Annotated in this window: 10 protein-coding genes; 2 read left to right on the top strand and 8 right to left on the bottom strand. The window is 33.6% G+C overall.

Annotated elements, in window-relative coordinates; genetic code table 11:
- Positions 1–54: 54 nt before the first annotated feature.
- The 5 genes from ACUN0F_RS19655 to ACUN0F_RS19635 form a co-directional block, all read right to left on the bottom strand.
- Positions 55–1,509, bottom strand: a complete 1,455-nt coding sequence (locus ACUN0F_RS19655; protein ID WP_445539992.1) for a pyridoxal phosphate-dependent decarboxylase family protein — start codon at positions 1,507–1,509, stop codon at positions 55–57.
- Positions 1,510–1,564: 55 nt separating this feature from the next.
- Positions 1,565–8,575 carry an amino acid adenylation domain-containing protein gene (locus tag ACUN0F_RS19650; protein WP_445539991.1) on the bottom strand — a complete coding sequence of 2,337 codons (7,011 nt, stop codon included), beginning with the start codon at positions 8,573–8,575 and terminating at the stop codon, positions 1,565–1,567.
- A gap of 32 nt (positions 8,576–8,607) precedes the next feature.
- Positions 8,608–9,585 (bottom strand): SagB/ThcOx family dehydrogenase, encoded by a 978-nt coding sequence (locus ACUN0F_RS19645; protein ID WP_264461454.1) that lies wholly within the window; start codon positions 9,583–9,585, stop codon positions 8,608–8,610.
- Positions 9,586–10,457: 872 nt separating this feature from the next.
- Positions 10,458–13,022, bottom strand: coding sequence for a type I pullulanase (gene pulA / locus ACUN0F_RS19640; RefSeq protein WP_445539990.1), 2,565 nt, complete (start codon positions 13,020–13,022; stop codon positions 10,458–10,460).
- Positions 13,023–13,507: 485 nt separating this feature from the next.
- Positions 13,508–15,211, bottom strand: a complete 1,704-nt coding sequence (locus ACUN0F_RS19635; protein WP_445539989.1) for a M4 family metallopeptidase — start codon at positions 15,209–15,211, stop codon at positions 13,508–13,510.
- Between the two features lie 859 nt (positions 15,212–16,070).
- Between ACUN0F_RS19635 and ACUN0F_RS19630 the strand changes: the two genes are divergently transcribed.
- Positions 16,071–17,227 (top strand): IS3 family transposase gene (locus ACUN0F_RS19630; RefSeq protein WP_445539988.1). Its coding sequence is split into 2 segments (ribosomal slippage): positions 16,071–16,323 and positions 16,323–17,227, totalling 1,158 coding nucleotides; the frame shifts between segments, so codons are not numbered across the junction.
- Between the two features lie 158 nt (positions 17,228–17,385).
- Here ACUN0F_RS19630 and ACUN0F_RS19625 read toward each other — a convergent pair.
- Together ACUN0F_RS19625 and ACUN0F_RS19620 are read right to left on the bottom strand one after the other, a co-directional pair.
- Positions 17,386–19,332 carry a bifunctional metallophosphatase/5'-nucleotidase gene (locus tag ACUN0F_RS19625; protein WP_445539987.1) on the bottom strand — a complete coding sequence of 649 codons (1,947 nt, stop codon included), beginning with the start codon at positions 19,330–19,332 and terminating at the stop codon, positions 17,386–17,388.
- Between the two features lie 587 nt (positions 19,333–19,919).
- Positions 19,920–20,435 (bottom strand): DinB family protein, encoded by a 516-nt coding sequence (locus ACUN0F_RS19620; RefSeq protein ID WP_445539986.1) that lies wholly within the window; start codon positions 20,433–20,435, stop codon positions 19,920–19,922.
- Between the two features lie 505 nt (positions 20,436–20,940).
- On the opposite strand from ACUN0F_RS19620, the gene secY reads away from it, so the two are divergent.
- On the top strand, positions 20,941–22,245 hold the full coding sequence (gene secY / locus ACUN0F_RS19615) for a preprotein translocase subunit SecY (RefSeq protein ID WP_046954070.1): 1,305 nt from the start codon (positions 20,941–20,943) through the stop codon (positions 22,243–22,245).
- 18 nt (positions 22,246–22,263) lie between these two features.
- Here secY and ACUN0F_RS19610 read toward each other — a convergent pair whose 3' ends face one another.
- Positions 22,264–22,467 carry a hypothetical protein gene (locus tag ACUN0F_RS19610; RefSeq protein WP_445539985.1) on the bottom strand — a complete coding sequence of 68 codons (204 nt, stop codon included), beginning with the start codon at positions 22,465–22,467 and terminating at the stop codon, positions 22,264–22,266.
- Positions 22,468–22,475: the final 8 nt, after the last annotated feature.

Here is a 22,475-nt window from a genome sequence, read left to right as displayed (position 1 = left end):
ATAATAGCCGATTTTTTTAAATCGGCTATTATTACGTAAAACTTACCTAATATATCAAGGCTGAGAAACAGATATAAGATGTTTAGATGAAGTGTTTATTTCCTCTGCCACTGCTTTTATGCTCATCATGATTTGAAGCATTTCTTCTATTGTTGTCCTTGGATTGATAGAGCAAAGTCGAATTACTACTTTTTCTTTCAATCTAGTCGTACTTAGCATAGCAAATCCTCTTTGATTAATTTCTTCCACCAGTTTTTTGTTTATGGCATGAATTGCATCTGTAGATGTTACCTCACAAGGAATATAACGAAAAGTAATAATCCCTAACTGGGCAGGTGTTACTACTTCCCAATCTTTTTCTTTCCTTAAAAACTTTTCAACTTGTTCAGCCAACATAATGCCATGATCTATTGCCTCACGAAAAGCTGTAACTCCAAATGCTTTAAAAGAAAGCCATACCTTTAATGCTCTAAATCTACGAGAAAGTTCAATTCCACGCTCCCCAAAATTCACTTTTTCTTCTATATTAGTTTCCGTATCCTTAATATACTCTGGGATCATACGGAACGTTTTACTTAAATATTGGCTATTTCGAATGAGTACACAACCAACATCATAAGGCTGAAAAAGCCATTTATGCGGGTCTAACGTCAAAGAATCAGCACGATGAATTCCTCTTAATAACTCCCTTCCTTTTTCACTGAGAATTGCTGCAGCCCCATAAGCCCCATCCGCGTGTAGCCATACATCTTCATCACCACATAGATCAGCCAATTCATCGAGAGAGTCCACCGCTCCGCAATTCGTTGTCCCTGCATTAGCGATAACACAGAATGGTTTTTTCCCTTTTAATCGATCTTCTTTTATTTGCTTTTTTAAAGTACTAACTGAAATTCTTAGCTCTTCATCTGTTTCAATTCGGCAAATTTGATGATGTTTAAACCCTAATACTTTAAGTGCTCGGTCTACAGAAAAATGAGTTTGGTTAGAGAAATACACAACCGCATTTTCTATGTCATTATTCAACTTGACCTGTCTCGCTACAGTAAGTGCGGTCAAATTAGCCATGGAACCGCCACTGACAAATAGTCCTTCTGCTGAATCAGGGAATCCTAGCATTGATTTTAACCAGTTGATTGTCGTTAATTCAATTTGTTCAGCACCTGCACCTACTATCCAAGCTGTAGGAAATACATTAAATCCACTTGCTAAAAAATCTGCTACTACACCAACATAATTATTAGGACCGGGCACAAAAGCCATAAAATGAGGATGATCCACATGAGTAATTTGATTAAACACATTGTTATTAAGGAAATGAAGTAACTCTTTTGGATTGGATCCGTTTTCCGGAATCGTTTCAATTAGCTTGTCTCTAAAAATATTACTATCAATCGTTTCCGAAACTGGTTTACTTTTTAAATGATTCATATGATCAACAATTAAGTCAACCGCTTGATATCCTAACTGACGCATCTCTTCGGCTGATAACTGCAGGTTTTTTGTCATTTGGTTTACCCCTATTCTATTTAAAAAGGCGAGTTCTTTCTCGCCTTTTTATTTTTTATAATTTGTATTCACCGATTGCCTGTATTGGATTTTGAAGAATCATGTTGATTAACTGATGGATGCGATTCAATATTTCTTGTATTGTTGCTGCTTCATATACGGTTTGATTATATCCAAACTTTATTGTAAGTGTCTCTTCAGGGAAGCACATAATTCCATACTTTACATGCGGCTCATCAACAACTTCGTAATCTGTGATAGCAAAATTTCTGTTTTCATTTGAAGAGAAGATAGCTTGGTTAGTTGGATAGTTTTCAAAAACCCAAAGATGGTCAGTCAACTCGGTTTTTAATTCACTTTGCTTTTGTATATCAACAAATGAATAATATGCATACTCATTACACTTCAATGTTTCTAGTTGTACTTTTTGCAGGAAATCTACAAAAGTTTGCGTTTCTGTCCATGCTAGTCGGATAGGCAAAACATTTGTGAACAGACCAAACATATTTTCAATTCCGTCTACTTCGGGAGGTCTGATTGATACGAGATTAGGTAATACTACTTCTCTCGTTCCATTGTATTTGCCAAGCAATATTCCCCATACAGCTAGTAATGCCGTATTCATAGTTATATTGTTTTTAGTTACAAATGCCTGTAACTGACTATTCAAATTCTTATTTAATGTTAAATCCATAAATGTGAAGTTTAACCCTTCACTTTGAGTTATTACTTTCTTTTTAGGAATACTAATTTTCCGATTGTACCCTGATAAATAATCGCGCCAAAAATGACGTGCTCTCTCATGATCTTGTGCTACAGTCCAATTTATGAATGTTTCAAAAGGTTTTACAATAGGTAAATCCGCCATAGTTCCGGCATTTTTTGTTTCATAGAGTTGGAATAATTCGTCTATTAAAATGCTGACGCTCCAACCGTCACATAATAGATGATGGGAACTCCAAACCACCTTATGCTCCTTATTACCTAGTTGGAATATACAGAGACGGTTCATGAGTTCATCATTTTTAAATCCTTGACTTAAATTTTCATTCATCCACTGGTCTAGGAATTGTTGCTGTTCTTGTTTCGTCATATCAACCAATTTTTTTATCTCTGAAATCATTTGAACATCATGTAGAACAGCTTGCCAAGGTTGTGCTTGTTCATCTTGCACAATTATTGTTCTTAAAGAATCATGACGATTAATTAATTGTTGGAAACACTGAATAAAGAGATCAATATCCAGTTCCCCCTCAAGTGACCAAATTATTTGTTCAAAATATGCATTTGTATCCGGTTCGGTCGCAGCATGTTCATAAATAACTTTCTGGAAAGGTACTAATGGGTAAATACGTTCTATTTTTATATCCGGCATTTTTTCTTGTATTTTGGTCAGAGTATGTTGATTAAGTTGTTTATCTTTAACATTTAGTAATGTAGCTTTATTATCGTTCATTATGTTTACATCATTTGTCTGTGAACTTGAAAAATGGTCTAGCTTTTTAACAAATTGAATCATGTCCCCTAATATAGGAAATGAAAATAGATTTTTTGGCTCAAGCTCAAATCCTTGTCGATACAGTCTGACGGACACTTGAATCGCTTTTATCGAATCTCCACCTAAGGCAAAGAAATGATCATTTACTCCAACTTGATCTATTTTGAGTACTTCTTGCCAAATACTAGTTAATATTTTTTCCATTTCAGTTTTTGGAGCAATAAATACTTCATTTTTTTGTTTCTCTGGAGTAGGGAGCGCTTTTCTATCTAATTTCCCGTTTGGAGTCAAGGGTAATTGTTCCAAATAAACAAAATAAGAAGGAATCATGTAATCTGGCAAGTGATCTCGCAAATGCTTTCGTAGTTCTGTTGTACTAATATTTTGCTCAGTTACCACATACGCAACTAAAAATTTTATTCCGTTCTCATCTGTTTGATCAATTACGACAGCATGTTCGACTTGTTTATAAGTTAGAAGACAATGAGAGATTTCTTCTAACTCTACTCGATATCCTTGAATTTTCACTTGGTAATCTTGGCGGCCTAAAAATTCAATATATCCCTCAGAATGCATTTTTCCACAATCTCCTGTTTTGTATATAAGACCAAAATCAGGATGTGACACAAACGCTTCATTTGTTTTCTTTTCATCATTTAAATATCCTTTAGCAAGGCCCACTCCCCCGATATATAAATCTCCAATTACACCAACAGGACACATTTTCTTTTCATAGTTCAACACATAATACGTTTGGTTTGCCAAGGGCATCCCATATGGAATACTATTCCAATGTGATTCCACTTGTTTGACCGGATAATAAATTGACCAAATCGATGCTTCTGTTGCCCCTCCTAGTGAAACTACTTCTGCAATCGGAAAATGTCGTTTTATTTTTTCTGGTAAAGAAAGTGGAATCCAATCTCCACTATGTAAAACTAAACGCAAGGAAGAATGTTCAAAATGAGAACCTACTTGCTCCAATGCCAAATTCATGATTGCAGGCACTGTATTCCAAATTGTAATTCCTCTACGCTCGACGGTACGGATTAATTCTTGCATGTTTCTTGGATCACGAATCATTACCAACATTGCACCTGTGCTTAACGTTCCGAAAATATCGTATACAGATAGGTCAAAACACATGGAAGAGATACCAATAATACGATCATCTTCATTTATCTGATATTTTTGATTAATGTCTTGAATGGTATTTGCAACCGCTTGATGAGTAATAATTACTCCTTTTGGTTTCCCTGTACTTCCTGAAGTGTATATGATATAGGCAAGATCTTCTGGACCAGCAATAGCGGGCATATCTTCTGTTGTATATAATGACAAATGTTTTTCTTCATAAAGACTAGGTTCTAATAAAAGTTTGCATGAGCTATTTTTTAAAATATATGTTTGGCGATCTAAAGGATGATCGGGATCAATCGGAACATAAGCGGCACCTGCTTTTAAAATACCTAGCATATTAGCAATTGTGTCAACTTGTCTTTTTGCTAAAAGACCCACTTTGTCACCTAGACCAATGTCTTGCTCTTTTAAGAAATGCGCAATTTGATTGGAGCGTTTATGAAGTTCCGAGTATGTTAAGTAGTCTTGTTCAAAAACTACCGCTACTTCATCCGGTGTACGTTTTACTTGGTCTGTAAATAATTGATATAGAGTAGTTAAAGGTATTTTTTCTGTTGTTTCATTGTATTGCTCAATTAAAGTTTGATCCGATTTTTTCATCTGCAAAGATGTTACATCGCTTTGTTTCACCAATTGTTCCAATAAGTCAACAAATTGGGAAAACATTGATTCAATCACATCAAAATCAAACAACTCTTCAACATAGTTCCAGCTAATTAATAACTCTCCATTTTTTTCAATTACTACATTATCCAAATACACTTGTGGAGTCCGAGCATGAATATAGCGAAGAGAACCAAGTTGTTCCCAAGCAAACGCACCTGCACCTGCTAGCATCGAGGTGAAAACAATTGGCATAACTGCTTTTGGCGTCATTTGGTGGTATCGAGTAAAATCTCGAATAAAGTTAACTCCATCGTAATGACGGTGTTCAAGGCCATCTAATAAAGTAGATTGCGTTTCTTTTACTCTAGTAAAGAAAGATTGCTCTGGTTTTACATCAACATCCAACAAAATAAGCGATGTGAAATCTCCCACAATCTGTTCTACTTCATCATGAACCGGATAACGGTTAAATACAGTCAAATTAATTGCCAATTTACGTTGATTACTCCAATATGCCAACACATCACCATATATTGTACAAAGCAGAGCGGAAGGAGTTACCTCTTTCTCTTGTGCTAACTTTCGTAGCTTTGTCCATTTTTCATTGTCCAGGATCTTAGTAAGTGATTGGAATTTAGGAGTAGCAATCTCTGCCGGATCCTTTTTTAACAGCAAAGAAGGTGCAAACGGAAAGTCAGGAAGCTTACTTGTCCAATAATCTTTTGCTGTTTTATATTCTTCGCTTTGTTCCATTTCATCATAGATAAACATGTAATCTTGAAAATCAAAAGATAGAGATTCTAATTTTTGATTTGGTTTATAATAATAATGCAACAAATCCTGTCCAACTATGTTCATGCTTGCTCCGTCCATTAATAAAGCATCGTATCGAAAACATAATAAATACTTGTCTTCTTTTAAAAGAAAGGCTTTTAATTCAAACAAAGGCCATTGCCCCAAAGGGAATACATGGTTAGTCATTCGAGAACGTTCTTCTTGTAAGCGAGCATTTTGATTCCTATCATCTAAATCTATGAGACTCACTATTTCAATCTCGTAATCAGGAACGCTTTGTAATATTTGCTGTTCTCCCTCTGGTAAAATTACAGCTCGCAACATTGGATGACGATGAATTACCTTTTGAAAACTTTTTGAAAGACGATTAATATCCAATTTTGTTTCATATTCAAAATATGTTTGAGGTGAAATACCACTTAATTCAAACTGTGAATTCCTCCCTAACATGTACGCTGTCTGAACCTCTGTTAAGGGAAATGACTTAGACAAATCTTTAACATGAGTTGGTCTATTTTCAAAGTTTTCCCCTTTATGCTCTACCTCTACACAAGAACTAAGTTGAGCAATCGTAGGATGCTTAAAAAAATCTGTTGTACTTATTTTTAAGCAGTCTTTTCTTAATAAATTAATTACCTGAAGTGCTTTAATCGATTCTCCTTTTAAAGCAAAAAAATTATCATGAATACCGATTCCCTCAATCTCCATAACTTTTTCCCATGCATGCACCAATGTTTGTTCAATTTCATTGCGCGGTGCAACGTATGGAATTGATATATAATCCGTTTGTGTTATATCTAATAATCTTTTCCTATCTACTTTCCCATTTGGATTCAGCGGAATCTCTTCCACCTGAATCATTTTTTCAGGAATCATAAACTCAGGTAATTTATCACTTAAATATTTTCTGATTTCATCAAAAGAGACCTTATTATCGGATACATAGTACGCAGCTAATAATTTCCTATTTCCATATACTTGATCAACAACGATAGCTTGCTTTATTTGTGGATATTCCCTTAACTGGCTTTCGATTTCTCTTAATTCAATCCGATATCCCCGAATTTTTACTTGATGATCCATTCGACCTAGATATTCAAGTTCTCCATTAGGCAACCAACGGACGAGATCACCCGTATGATACATCATTTCTCCTGCAGTAAAAGGACTCGGTACAAATTTTTCATCTGTCAGTTTAGATTTCCCAAGATACCCTCGTGCTACCGCCACGCCACCAATACAGAGTTCACCCGGAATTCCAAATGGTTTTAATTGACCATACTTATTCAATATATAGGAATGATAATTCGGATTGGGACTTCCAATCGTAACTTCTTTGGCGGAGCTCAAATCCTTTACTGTTGCACAAATGGTTGTTTCTGTAGGACCATAAATATTTAAAATTGTCGCTTCACTGATGCATCGAATTTTTTCAACCAAATCAATGGAAAATGCTTCTCCTGCTAACAAAATAGATTTTAAATCTTTCAGAAAATTTACCCCTTCTGGATCACTTAAAATCACTTCCATTCGCGATGGCGTTGATTCCCATAAATCCACCTTATGTACTTTGACCAAATGAGCCAATTCTTTTGTTGCAAACTGGTCCTCTGTAGCAATGACTACTTTCGAGCCTTGTGTTAAAGGAAGACATATTTCTAACAAGGAAATATCAAAAGAAACACTAGCAAGAAACAAGAATGATTGATTATCTTTTACTTTTTCTCTCATTGCACTTAAAAAATGAACAAGAGATTTCTGTTCCACCATTACTCCTTTTGGATTTCCTGTTGATCCTGATGTGTAAATGACATAAGCCAAATCATTAGGATCGCCTTCCCGAATTAAATTACTTTCTTCACCTTGGAAGAGATGTTCCTCATCAAGATACAGCACTTCACCAGCAAATTGCGGTAACTCTACTTCCGTTCGCTTGCTCAATAAACATTTTGCTTGACTATCTTGTAACATATATTCAATTCGTTCATTTGGATAGTTAGGATCGATTGGTAAATATGCTGCACCTGCTTTAAAAATTCCCATCATGCCAATGATCATTTCTAATGACCGGTCTACCATAACCCCAATAATACTTTCCTTGGATACACCTTTACTTTGAAGAATAGAAGCCAATTGATTTGCTTTCCTATTCAATTCTTTATATGTTAAATATTGATCATTACAAACAACAGCGATTTGATCTGGGGTTTTTAACACTTGTTCTTCAAACAAATCTTGAAATGTTAGAATCAAGTCTATGTTTGTCTGACTGTTATTCCATCCTTCTAACAACTCTTTCTCTTCTTCTGCAATAATACAAATATCTTTCACTGCCAAATTCGGATTTTTTAATACTTGCTTTAAAATATAAAGATACGAATTTGCAAACTGTTGCAAAGAAGAAAACGAATGAGATTTGAAAGAAATTTGAAATTCAAATTCATTATGTATTTCATTCCATTTTCTTTGTATCCAAACCACTAAATTATTCTCTGCATATTCTTCTATCGAATTTTTATTATGTAACCCTTCCATCCCAATAACAATTTGAAAAAGAGTTACATTGTGTTTTACTAATAATTCAGAGAGCGGATACTCCTGATTTTCATACCCGAATAAAGTCGTTTGTTCAATCTGATTTACTACTTGTTTGAAGCTGTGATGCGGATGGATTTCACTTCCTAAAGGAATCAATTTATTAGGATTTTCACTTTGTTCAAGATTCTTTTCGAGTACAGGAATACCAATAGTAATCTTTTCTTGATCTGTATAATGCGCCAAACAAATCCTTAACGCGGCCTGTAACCAGCTAAATAATAATAGATCTTGGGACTTACTTACTTTTTGTATACTTTTACTAAACTCTATATTCATTGTGACTTGAGCGTGCTCGTATGGATTTTCTTTATTTAATTGGTAACCGCTATTAAATAAAGAAAAATCGAGAACTTCGGAAGATAATTGCTCCTTCCAAAACGCCTCCACCTCTTTATTCTCATGAATCGAACTTCGATCTTTAATTTGCATGTTTATCTTTATCCCCCTAATATTCATTTCTTCTACTCGTTAATTTTCAAACCAACTTCAAGCCCATGGAGAAATACTTGATGGTTATCTAAACATAAAAATTGCTGAATCTCTTCAAATTTCATATGACCAACTGAACAAACGCCTAAATTTAATGTCTCAGCCACCATATTTAAGGTAGCAGTGATAATGCCTGACTCAATACAAGCAAATAAATATCCATCTGAACCGTATTTCGGGATGGAAGCGTTCGCATTATAAACCAAATAAACTGAGAAAGCAGATTGAGTAAATAACTCCTGGTTAATTAACTCATGATCACTTTTGATTACTTGATCAATGTTGTTTACAATCACAAGACTATTTTTTGATGGGTTATAATAATAAAACCCAGCTTTTATACCTTCTATACGTTTTGGTTTTATATAAACAAAGATATCAATGGGATAGAGCCCGCCTGCACTTGCGTAATGATAGTATATTTTTTCTTTCCTAACCTGTTTTAGAGTTGATATGAATTGGGAAAATTCTAAAAAACTAATATGTTTTTCCATATCAAATTGACGACAAGACCTACGTTCCTTGATTATAGTAGGTAACTCATCTGTTGTTTCAAGTTGAATTTCAGTTGACCGTGCAGCAACGTGCGTGCGATTTAATTGTTCATTCATATACTTATCTAACTCTTCTTTAGAAAAGCGAATCTGGTCGCTATATGGATTTGTAAAAATCTTTTCTTGTGTAGAAAATACTTCTCTTGGGTGTAATATGTTACTTACTAACACACGATTTCTTATCATAAGCTCTATTATATTTTTGGCTTCTTCCTCATTATCTAACGAAAAGCGATCTACTATTTCATTAATTGTCACACCTTTTTGAGCCATAAAATAAAACTCAGGAAACCACTCAGACAGAATGCCTGTAAATCTCATTTCCCCTATCAAAACTTCATTATGCAACTTCTCCCAATGTTTAATAGGAGACCAGTAATAAATTTGCTCGCTCATATAACCCTCCATAAACGTTTAACTTATTTTTGAAATGCAATTTTCAAATCTACAAAAAATATTTTTTAGATTCGGATCCTTGTCTCATAGTGATTATAAATACATGAACTTCAACGAAACTTGAAAATAATGAAATAACTTTTTCTTCATTAAAATTTTTTATTTCATCATAAAAAATGATTTTTTATTAGATATTTCACATCCTTTCCCATAGTAATCCTATAAGGTATAAACCATTTAGAACATTGAGAATACTCATGCATTTCCAATGTGAAATTATTGTAATGGATTGGAGAGCGGTTGAATATAGTTATTAAATCAAATAATGTTGAGAAAGTTTTATTTATTATATCGATAAAATTTTATGATGCGATTTATTACAAATAGATTAAGAAAAGAGTTTTAAATTTTTCTTTAGAAGTTAGTGTAAAAATATAACATACTATTACATACAAGTGAGTTACTTACATATCGTATTTAAAATAAAGAAAAGACACCATTCAAGTTGTCTTTTCTCTATTTTAATTCGATATACTTTTTACGCCTTTGCTATCTTTAAACGATTTGTAGAAATTAATACAACTCGAACATTTAGTCCGTTATATGTTCGAATATGTAATAAAAATTATATACATTAAGAATGTATTTCAGATAATTTTATAAATAAACGCAAAGACATCTTCTCCCCCATTGTTACAATAACAATAATCTCTTGTCTATTTCTTTTATTAAATTGTAATATAATTACAGTATGTGAAATTATATTACATTAACTTTAAAAGCGAAGTGAAAACAACCTTCACTTCGCTTTTTTTATTTGCAATCCTTATTCAATTTGCTTAATTCAGTATATATTTCCACATTATTTGCTTTTATTTAATCGGTTTCTCTGTTTTTAAAACTAATGAACTTAATGCAGGTACTTTAATTTTATTATCATGGACAACGTAAAGTGTTTTACTACCTGCCTGTTTTCCGTCTACTAGTACTTTCCACGGACCTTTCGATGGAAGTGTTATGTCAACGGCTTCCTTATTTGCGTTGTGAGTCACCATAAAGTATTCATTTTTATTCCCATTTCCCTTTATTGAATAAGCCACAACATTTTTGGGAGTATCCATAAAAGCTATATGTTTTTTTATTTGTTCTGGAGATGTCATTCGAAAAGCTGAGTACTTTTTGCGTAATTCTATTAAGCCCTTCATATAATCTACTTCATTATTAAATGCTGCACGGCGTAACCAGTCCATTTGGTTAATTGAATCAGGAGATTTGTAACTGTTATGATCACCATATTTCGTGCGCATAAACTCTTGTCCTGCATGTAAGAATGGAATACCTTGTGATGTTAATAAAATTGAAGAAGACAATTTGTGCATTTGTTTTCGCACTTCTTCACTGTCACCTGGATTAGTTAACTCAAGTTTGTCCCATAATGTATGATTATCATGTGCTTCCACATAAGTGAGTACCTGCTCTGGATCTTGATAAGTAGACGAATTTATATCGTAGTCAATGCCTGCCGTAATCCCTTTTTTAATACGGTCTTCCATGTTTTCCTTCCCATTTACAAAGCCATTTTCTTTCTCCTCAAATACACTACCTTTCAATCCATCTCGTATATTATCGTTAAAATGAGCAATCCCTTTCATTTTCTCTGCATTTTTTTGATTTGCTTTCAATTCAGCAGCAAGAGGTGTATTTAAATCCCAACCTTCCCCATGCAGTATAATAGAAGGGTCAATTTGATTAACAGCTTTACGTATTTCATTCATCGTTTCATAATCATGAATACCCATTAAATCAAAACGGAATCCGTCTAAATTGTATTCTTTTGCCCAGTATGTGACCGAATCCACCATAAATTTTCTCATCATTTTTCGTTCTGAAGCTGTATCATTTCCTACTCCGGTTCCATTTGCAAATGTTCCGTCTTCATTGTAACGATAATAATAACCTGGAACTAACTTATGAAAATTAGATTCAGCAGCGTTATACATATGGTTATATACTACATCCATTACAACACGAAGATTATTATCATGCAGTGTTTGAATCATTTGCTTTAATTCGGTTATTCGAACAGTTGGTTCATATGGATTTGTAGAATAGGATCCCTCTGGAACGTTGAAGTTTTTCGGATCATATCCCCAGTTATATTGTGGTTCGTTTAAATTCTCTTCATTTACTGATGCATAATCAAATATCGGTAAAAGCTGCACGTGCGTAACACCAAGATCTTTCATATGATCAAGTCCTGTTTTCACATCTTTAGGCCCTCTTGTTCCTTTTTCTGTTACACCTAAATATTTTCCTTTATGTTTTATACCACTTTCGGGCTGAATAGAAAGATCACGTACATGCAATTCATAAATAATTGCATCTTCCGGATTTTTAAATTTTGGCTTTTTATTCGTTTTCCATTTTTTAGGGTTTGTTTCTTCTAAATCGACAACTGCACCTTTATCTCCATTTACAGAAGCAGCACGCACATACGGATCAACTGCTTCTGTCCACTTATCACCAATTTTCACCTTATACGTATAAAAGAGACCTTTTTGGTTCCCTGTAAGTTCGGCTTTCCAAGTGCCTTTTTCACTTTGTTGCATGTTTATTTCATTACCTATTTTATCGTTCCATTTTTTATATGTAACTAACTTCGCTTCACTCGCAGTAGGAGCCCACACACGGAACTTTGTATGTTGTGGTGTATATATATTACCTAAATCGTTACCACCATAATAAAATGAATGATCAAACTCCTCACTACGAATGACTTTACCGATTTCGGTATACGTATCAGCTACGTTTTCGATTTTAACTTTGTATGTCTGTTTTAAATCAATTTTCTGCTCCGTAATTATTTTAACCTTATTCGTAATATTTCCACTGTTTATATCATAAGGACTAATATTCTTAATTTTAATGCCTTCAATTTCAATTTTCCGTTCCTTAATATGAAACGGCACATTAGTCGTTACAGTAATTTCATTGAAACTATCAATAGTTGCTTTTTGAATTGATAGATCCGAAGAAGGCTTAGAATTATATACTTTATCATCACCAGAAAGAATCCATACTTCAGCACGACCGTCCTTTATATTTTCAATCCAACGATCGCCACCATCTTTTTCCCACTCATTCATACGAATGATAAATCCTACACGATCATAGTCACCATCTATATTAATCTTAGCGTACTTTCCAAATTCATCTTCACCAGTAAATTCATATGATTTACCATTCGCATTTTCTCCCCATAACCAAAGGTTCCAATCCTTTGTATTTCCAGACTGTTCTTTGTAATGAATGATAACTTCAGTTGTTTTCGAATTTGAAACTGCCTTTACACTTTGAAAAGAGAAAACAGAGGATAACATAACGATTATAGTAAGTAATAAAACTGATTTGTTAATTAATCTTTTTATCATTTGCACCACATACACCCTTTCTTTAAATAGTACGTACAATTTATTATGCTCGTACTAAATTACACTACTTAAATTAATCTAGAACTCTCTTTTACTTCACCCCCATATTGGCTATTTTCACATATGTATTTCAATGATCTTTTAATACGAAAACGTTTGCATTAATGTTTAAAAAAATAGATTTATTTATGTCTGCATATATTTGTAAATACTAAAAGACCAGGGAAATCATTTTAAAGCAATCGTTTGTTATCGCTTTCATTCTATAGCACTTTCTATTAAGAGGTCAATATATTATTAATTTTCTGTTTTTATATACTTTAAACCTTATATATGTGTCGTAACTTCATAAAGATAGACAACCTAATTATTGCTTAGTAAGTGTATTTTCAATCATACATTGCTGTATAAAAAAACAGCTACTATCTTTAAAATGACAGTAGCTGTTTTTTATAATGTAATAATATATGAATGAAAACTATATTTCTAACTTACTTAATTTTTGCTGCATCAAATGCCTTTTGAACTGCTCGAACTTCAGCAGTATTTGCTCCATATTTATTCGTTGCCACTCGAATACATGCTGATCTTAATTCTTTGAAATTAGAAGTCATGTTTAACTCATCTGTATTTGCATAGTAGAAAATATCAAACATTTTATCTTCACCAATCCCTTTAACAGTTACTCCGTTATGAGTTCCGCCTTTTGCAATGAGATACGCAACTTTATTAATAATACTTGAATTAAAATGAACGCCACCTTGATCCCATCCATTAAAATCGTTAAATTCACTGTAATCATCTGGATAAGGTACTCCAAGTGAAGATGGAACAGAAGCCGGGTTTTCCATATCACGGAAAACAGATCCAGTTTGTTCTCCCATCGTCCAGTTAAAGCTTCCATTATTTACGTATTTCTCAATAGATGTTCCCATAATATCAGATAGCGCCTCATTAATCGCACCAGATTCACCGTAATATTCAAGATTAGATTCGCTAGAAGTAACTGCATGTGTAAATTCATGGCCAGCTACGTCGTATGCCTTGACGATAGGATCTCCGTATACAAGCATACTTCCATTATTCGCACTTAATGCATTCTGCCAATTTTTCGGATCATTCGTATCTCCAGAATCCCAAGCATGTACAACTGAAACTACCTTTTGTCCCTTATTATCAAAGCTATTACGCTTGTATTTATCTTTATAAAAATCAAATACTTTTGTTGCTAAGTAATGAGCACTTACTGCTTTTGGATCGTTAAATGCTGTCGAAGTACTAGTTGCTAATGTACCAGGATAATAGCTTTCTTCTTTAGTAATGTCTCTATAATTCACATCATATGTTTCAATTCCTTGCCCTCTTGTATAATCAGCAAGAGCATATTTGCCATTACTTTGTTGAGAGATTCCAAATGTACGTGATATACCTAAATCATCTTTTCCTGTTCCAGTTAATGATGTAAGATTGCTTTGTTTACTTTTCTTTAATGCTCCAACTAGTTTTTCACTTGCTTTTAAGTTAGATTCTTGTACCATATTTTTTAACATATCACCATTTTGTGCATTTACTAAATAAGTTCCGGAAACATATTTTGGTGTTGCAGCTTCAAATGTAACTTGGTATGCATTGCTAGCTTGTCCATTATTTTCATCAACAAAAATAACTTCTTTAACTTCTGGCTCAGAAATAAAATTGATATCGTTCCCGTACTTCGTATAAATATATTGTTTCGCCTCATCTTTTGATATATTGATAGGTTTTTTCAACTCTTCTTGTTTTAAATTTTGCGCGCTATCGCCTGAAACACTTTTAATAACACCGTTATTATCTACGTGTGCAGTTAATTGATGGCCATATACTTCTTTTCCTTCGTATGTTTGCTGTATACGTACAAGTGTAGTTCCATCATATGAACCACGTTTTTGAAGAACTTTATAATCTACTCCTGTTTCTCCATTTACTTGCTTTGGAGAAAGAGCTTGTTCTGTTTTCTCCTTAAGAGCATCTTTTACTACATTTTCTGGTGCCTTTTGTGACGGTTGTGTAAGTTCACCCGAACGGAACGATTCTTCCTGAATTTGAACTTGTAGTTGGTCTGTTTCCTCTGCATGACCTACTCCGTATGGTGCTACAGCTGTTAAAGCTAAGCCTGTTGTTAATGCTACCTTAGTTAATGTCTTTTTGTTTTTCATTTTTTTCACCTCGTATAATTTTTGAAATAGAAAGCTTGTACAAAGTATACTGTCTATTCCTGTCGGAAAAAAGAGAAAATACAAAATTCATGTAACATTATGCAAAATTACATATATGTGGTCGATGATATAAATAAAGAACGACACATACATGTATATTAATTTCAATAAAAAAGAGCTCTTTTAGGCGCTCATCTAATTGGTTAGTTGTTAATTATCTATATTCATTCTAATCAAAGTACCCTTACATCTAAATAACAACATAAAAACCCACTCTTTACTATTTTAAGAGTAGGTTTAATGCTATTAAAATAACAATTATTATAGGACATCTTATAATTTATATTACTTATTTAAACTTATATTTTGGACATGAAGTTGATTTAGGATAAAGATGGATCAAATGAATACTAATGACCTTGATAAACAAGAAAAAGAAAGTGCGTGTTTTGTTTTATGATGTATATAGTATATAAATACTTTAGTGAGGCAGCGCATCTACAATTTAGATTTTTTAATATAATGTTGTTATGTATGTCTATAGCTGCATGGATTGTAACATTATGAGATAGCTGAAGTCTCATATGAGTTTCAGGCTTTTTTATTTTGTCAAAAATATCTTTAATTTGTCTCCCATTTAAATATAGTAAAGGACACATCTATTGCATGTTATTAGCTCAAGGTATGTTCTTTTAAAGCATATTATAAATATGCATACTAAGAAATAAAACCATAATTATTTAAATAAAAAATCCCCGGATTTGTTTAATGTGAATTGAACCCGAATAGTGGTACATGAAAAAAACACCTCCTGAATTCGCATACTAAGTATGCAAATTCAATGGAGGTGTTTTTTCGTATGACGACAAGAGTTCATTACCCAGAAGAAACAAAGTGGAAAGTAATTGAAATGAAGAAAGATGGTTATTCAAATCGTACAATTATGGAGAAACTCGGAATTAAAAATGTTTCCCAAATTAAGACATGGATGAAATGGTATCGTACAGATCAAACGTATCGTTTTCAACAACCTGTAGGAAAACAATATTCTTATGGAAAAGGACCAAAAGAGCTCAGTGAATTAGAACAACTACGTCTAGAAAATAAGCATCTAAAAACAAAATTACTTGTATGGGGAAAGTATCTGGAAATCGAAAGGGGCTGAAACCAGAAACTGTAGTTACTTTATGGAAAAACGTAAAAACAAAAATAACGATAAAAGAATTGTGTAATGTATTAGAATTACCCCGTTCCACATTTTATCGCTGGTTACAACGAACGGAAGATCGGAAAGATGATATAGAAGAGAAAGTAAAGGACGTCTGTCTTAGGCATAAATTTCGGTATGGATATCGAAGAGTGACCGCTACTCTTCAAAAAATGGGACTGTGTGTTAATCATAAAAAAGTATTACGAATCATGAGACAAAATCACATTCTTTCAAAAGTACGTCGAAAGAAAAAGAAATATATCAATGGTGCGGAACCAATGGTAGCCCCTCATCGATTGGAGCGTGAATTCGATGCATCCAGAGCAAATGAAAAGTGGTTTACAGATGTGACGTATCTCTTATTTGGAGAGCGTACCTTGTATTTATCAACGATCATGGATGCCTTTAATCGTGAAATTATTAGTTGTGTCATCAGCGAATCACAAACACTGACATTAGCGATGAAGACATTGAAACAAGCAATGAGAGGGCGAAGAGTAAAAGATGTCCTTCTTCACTCGGATCAAGGAAGTATTTATACAGCAAAAGAATTTCAAGCGTATGCCAAAGAAAACGGCATGATCACCAGCATGTCCCGGAGAGGAAATTGCCATGATAATGCCGTCATGGAAAGCTTCTTTGGTCATTTGAAAAGTGAAGCTTTCTATTCACAAGAGATAACAAAAGTATCCAACACAACTGTGCGAAAGATTGTGCTAGAATACATTCATTACTACAATTGTGTGCGAATTCAAGAAAAATTAAACCACCTATCCCCTAAAGAATTTAGGGAACAAGTGGTTTAGGTGTTTTGATTGGTGTCCCGTTTTCGGGGTTCACTTCAATGATCCAGGGGCTTTTTTATTGTTGATTCTTTATATTTCCATACCAATCACAAACTTTTTTAGGATAATGGTATGTCCAAGTTTAATAGTTTTTTGCACGAAAGCTATCTATTTTATATTTATTTAATTATCCTACTAAGTTTTTTGTAAAATTCACCTTTTCTTTTTACATGATTAAACTGATTTGGATTAATATTAGCTTTTTGTGAGAGTGCTACAATCTCTTCTTTTGTAATTGAATCTTTCGTATTTATAGATGCTATATTTGTATATTTTCCATCTTCAGTTTTTGGAATTTCTAAAATCCCTTTATTTACAAGATCCACTACAGCCTTATGCTCTGAAGAATGTGTATTCACGCCAGTAATTTTCCAATTATGCATAACTTTTGGTGTATATACACCGTTCTTTACCTCTTTTAAATATGTAATAGCAAGGTTACGAATGGTTCCACCAGTTTCCCCGAATGCATTCTCTTGTTTAGATGACCAAGTTTGTTCAAATTTCCGTCCCTCTAAAGCTCCACCTTTTGCCTGAAGAGCCTCCATTCTATATGCATTCATTCCTAGTGTCATAACATCGCTCATTTTGATTGGTTTATTTGTACGAATAGAGCGTAAATTTGTAATTCTACTACCATATGGCTTTGTTAAGTCAATTTCGTATTTTACGCCTCCAAAGAAATCGTTCGTACTGTATTTAGACGCGCGACGGTTTTTATCAAAACTAACTGTTACATCTCCGGCACGAGATGAGTTAAAGTACCCTGCCGCCCATTCCATATAGTCTTTTAAGTCTTTCCCAGTTACCTTATATACCGTAATTTCTCCCAAAGCATATTGATAATTATACGCAATATCTTTTTTCTTAATAGGACCTACATCCAAACGAGCATTATCGTTATCAATTTGATGGGCTACTACATCTGCTTTACTGTAATGGAGCATGACTTCATGAAAGAAATCTGATAAAGGTGTCTCTTGAATCTGCACACTTGGAATACCCTTTATTTCATTTTCAGGAACAAGGTTTCTCCCCTTTAATTGAGCGACAACAACATTTGCATCTCCTCTCGCATACTCGTGAAAAGGTGTCAGTGTGTCTTCAAGTGTAGGATCAGATACTATTGTTGTTCCATCAGTATTTTTTACAGGTATAGCTGTAGCAGTTTTATCTTTTAAAACCAGCTTTCCATCTTGCTTTGTAAAAGTAAGGTCAATACGTGAGATATGTGTTCCATATTTATCTGGTTCTGTAATAATAACGCCATTTACAACTTCTTTTTTAACAAGTTTATGCATATGAGCTGCAAAAATAGCACTTAGTTCCGGACAAGCATTCGCAATATCTTGAACACCAGTACCAGGGATTCCATTCTCATTTTCTAGTCCCATATGCATAACGCCTACCATTACATCTACTTTACCTTCTAATTCTTTAATTGCCTTTTTTGTCTCTTCTACTGGATTTTTCACTACTAAACCATCCAAATGATCTGTCCCTTTTTCAAAATCACTAATCATTGGTGTATTCATACCAATTATCCCGACTTTAATTCCACCTTTTTCAACAATCGTATATGCAGGAAGAAAACGTTCTCCATTTTCCTTATAAATATTTCCTGCTAACGTCTTTCCCTTATATTGCTCACTAACTTTTTTCAATGTATCTAATCCAAAGTTGAATTCATGATTTCCAAATGCCCAGGCGTCATATCCCATTGTATTCATCGCTACCATCATTGGCGATTGTGGCTTATCATTGAATAATTCTACTGAGTTTCCTTGAATTGTATCCCCGGCATCTACTAATATGGTATTTGGATTTTCTTGACGTACCTTCTTTATAACCGTATAAAGCTGTGTCAAACTTCCACTCATATTTGCTCCATCAAGTGCATAATCCCAAGGCATAAATCTACCATGAATATCTGCCGTACCTAACAATGTAATAGTAACATCAGATTCGTCAGCCTTAGAAATAGCTGGTTTGGCTGTTACTGCTGTTACAAGAAGCATCAGAATAATAAAATAGCATACATAGTTCTTCCATTTCATTTTTTGCATAATAACAATATTTCTCCCCTTTTTGTATTGCTATAAAGTTGCTTGAACTTTAAAAATGTAACTTATTATTCGGAAAAATTCAACTGCAAAAGATAATTTTGGAGGTGGTTCTGCTGTGAAAATATAGAGAATAAAATGCATATACCCCTAGCAGAATAGTATTTATTTCTTCCTCCAACGTGTGAAGAGCGCTAAACCAACGGTAGATGTATATGTACTGTCAAAATTATGGACATATAACTCATTTCCGGAAATCATTATAACTTAAAGATATAGTGTGCAATGCTGATTACATTTTCGGATTTCATTGCTAATTTATTTCCCTCTAAATGAAAATGCTGAGATCACTTCCAAAAATAATAACCCCGTTCTTCATTTAAGACGGGGTTACACTTATACAGCAATTCGGATTCAGTTTCTTTTCGAATGTTCGTTTCCTATTCAAGAGTAAGATCTGCTAGTTTCGTATTTTCTTCTGCTTATTGGTTGCTTTCAACTAAATTCATCATAATTTTAATCAGGACTTGTATTTTATCACTCGAACCCTTGATGCGATCCTAAATCGCTCAATAAATAGATAATAATTTTTACTTTTCAACTTCACAAAGCAATTTTACCTCTTTGATTTGTTCTATATGACGCTGTTCATGCAAATAGATTAATTCTATCCACTGATCAAGAAGTAATTCTCCTAGAGCTGGATGCATCACTGATTTTTTTGCCAATTTAGATTCATCTTCTATTGTACTCAGAAAACGCATCAATTCTTTTCTAGAGTCGTTTAACAAATCAACCATTTGCAGCACTTCGAATGGTTCTATACTTGGTTCAATCATTTCTGGTGCTATAAATTTTATCGTTCTATCTAATACAATAGTATGAATTTCTTTACGCTCATTTTGGAAACTATCCATCTTTTTTAATCCTGACGAAATAACCGTAATAACTCTCTCATCTAATAAAACTAAGTGATGACAAACTTGTGCTATACTCCATTTATCCTTATCTGGTTTTCTATTAAATTGAGAATCACTTAACAAAGTAATTTCCTCAAATAATTGATTTCTCGTTTCATAAAACTTGTCCTTTACAAATGTATTCATGTGAATTCTCCTTTCATTAGAACCTATATACTTAGATTCCTGCGTTAGAAATATTCTCTATAGAAGAAAGATTTTCCTTCACTACTGTTTCTCTAATTCACGACTAAATATATGAGTTTTCTCAACATCCTTGAAGATTTCCTTGAGGTTATCATATGCTACAGCTACACCATAATACTTTCCACCGAATCCTTTCAATACAACTACATAAAACGTTCCTAATTATCAATCTAGCATTAAATAAATGTAAAAAATGCCCCTATTCATTCATTTTTCATGCGTATGTATGTACATTTGTTAATTTATTCGATATATTATGTGTATTGAATGATTACGAAAAGCTTATTGGTCGCTAAAAAACACCTTATATTTTTATATCCGAGAAAACTACAAAATGTATAAAATTCCATTTGTCAAATGAATTTAATGCGGAAGGAGGTTTGTGGTTACTTCATCGGGATATAATCATCAGTTTTGAACTGATAAAAATATAGGAGGCGACATAATGTTTCGTACGATTTCAAATTTCATGAGAGTAGCTGAGATAAGAAACAAAATTCTTTTTACACTAGCAATGCTAATTGTTTTTCGAATTGGCACGTTTATTCCAGTTCCTCATACTAACGCAGAGGTATTAAAAGTACAAGATCAAGCTAACGTTTTAGGTATGCTAAACGTATTTGGCGGAGGAGCACTGCAACACTTCTCAATCTTTGCTGTAGGTATTACACCATATATTACAGCTTCCATCATAGTACAATTACTACAAATGGACGTTATACCTAAATTTTCGGAATGGGCAAAGCAAGGAGAAATGGGCCGTAAGAAATCAGCTCAATTCACTCGATACTTTACAATCATTCTCGCATTCATACAAGCCATTGGGATGTCTTATGGTTTTAATAATATAGCAGGTGGACAATTAATTACAGATCAAAGCTGGACTACATACTTATTTATTGCGACAGTTTTAACTGCAGGTACTGCATTTTTACTTTGGTTAGGCGAACAAATTACCGCCAATGGCGTTGGTAATGGTATTTCGATGATTATCTTCGCAGGACTTGTTGCGGCGATTCCAAATGTTGCGAATCAAATTTATTTGCAACAATTTCAAAATGCAGGCGATCAATTATTCATGCACATCATAAAGATGGTCTTAATTGGTCTCGTAATTTTAGCGATAGTTGTTGGCGTTATTTACATTCAACAAGCTGTGCGTAAAATACCGATTCAATATGCAAAAGCTGTTTCAGGAAACAATCAATATCAAGGAGCAAAAAATACTCATTTACCTCTTAAAGTAAATAGTGCTGGTGTAATTCCAGTTATCTTTGCTTCCGCATTTTTAATGACGCCGCGTACAATTGCGCAGCTCTTCCCTGATTCAAGCGTATCGCAATGGTTAGTTGCAAATCTTGATTTCGCACATCCAATTGGAATGACGCTTTATGTCGGTCTGATCGTTGCTTTCACATACTTCTACGCATTTATTCAAGTAAATCCTGAACAAATGGCTGAGAATTTGAAAAAACAAAATGGATATGTGCCTGGTATTCGTCCTGGTAAATCAACAGAACAATATGTAACTAAAATTTTATATCGTTTAACATTTATCGGTGCGATTTTCTTAGGTGCAATTTCAATTTTACCGCTCGTATTCACGAAAATTGCTACATTACCACCTTCTGCACAAATTGGTGGTACAAGCTTACTTATCATCGTCGGTGTAGCACTTGAAACAATGAAGACATTAGAAAGTCAGCTTGTGAAGCGTCATTATAAAGGGTTTATAAAAAAAGTAAATTAAGTAAAAAAACACAGTTGGTTATTTTTCCAACTGTGTTTTTGATTCTACTAGCTCTAATTTCCCCACTAATGTATCAATCACTTTTTCCAAGTTCACTATTTTTCCTTCTAATGCTTGAATGCGTTTTTCGCTATCCTCTACATTATTATATTTTAAATCATCATTGGACGATTTGAACTGCTCCCATAATTCGAAAATAGTATTTTCATTACGCCTTTCCAATAAATAAA

The organism is Bacillus sp. 1A (genome assembly GCF_052682215.1).
The sequence above is the reverse complement of the archived record's forward strand: the minus strand, read 5'-3'. Positions and strand labels throughout refer to the sequence as shown.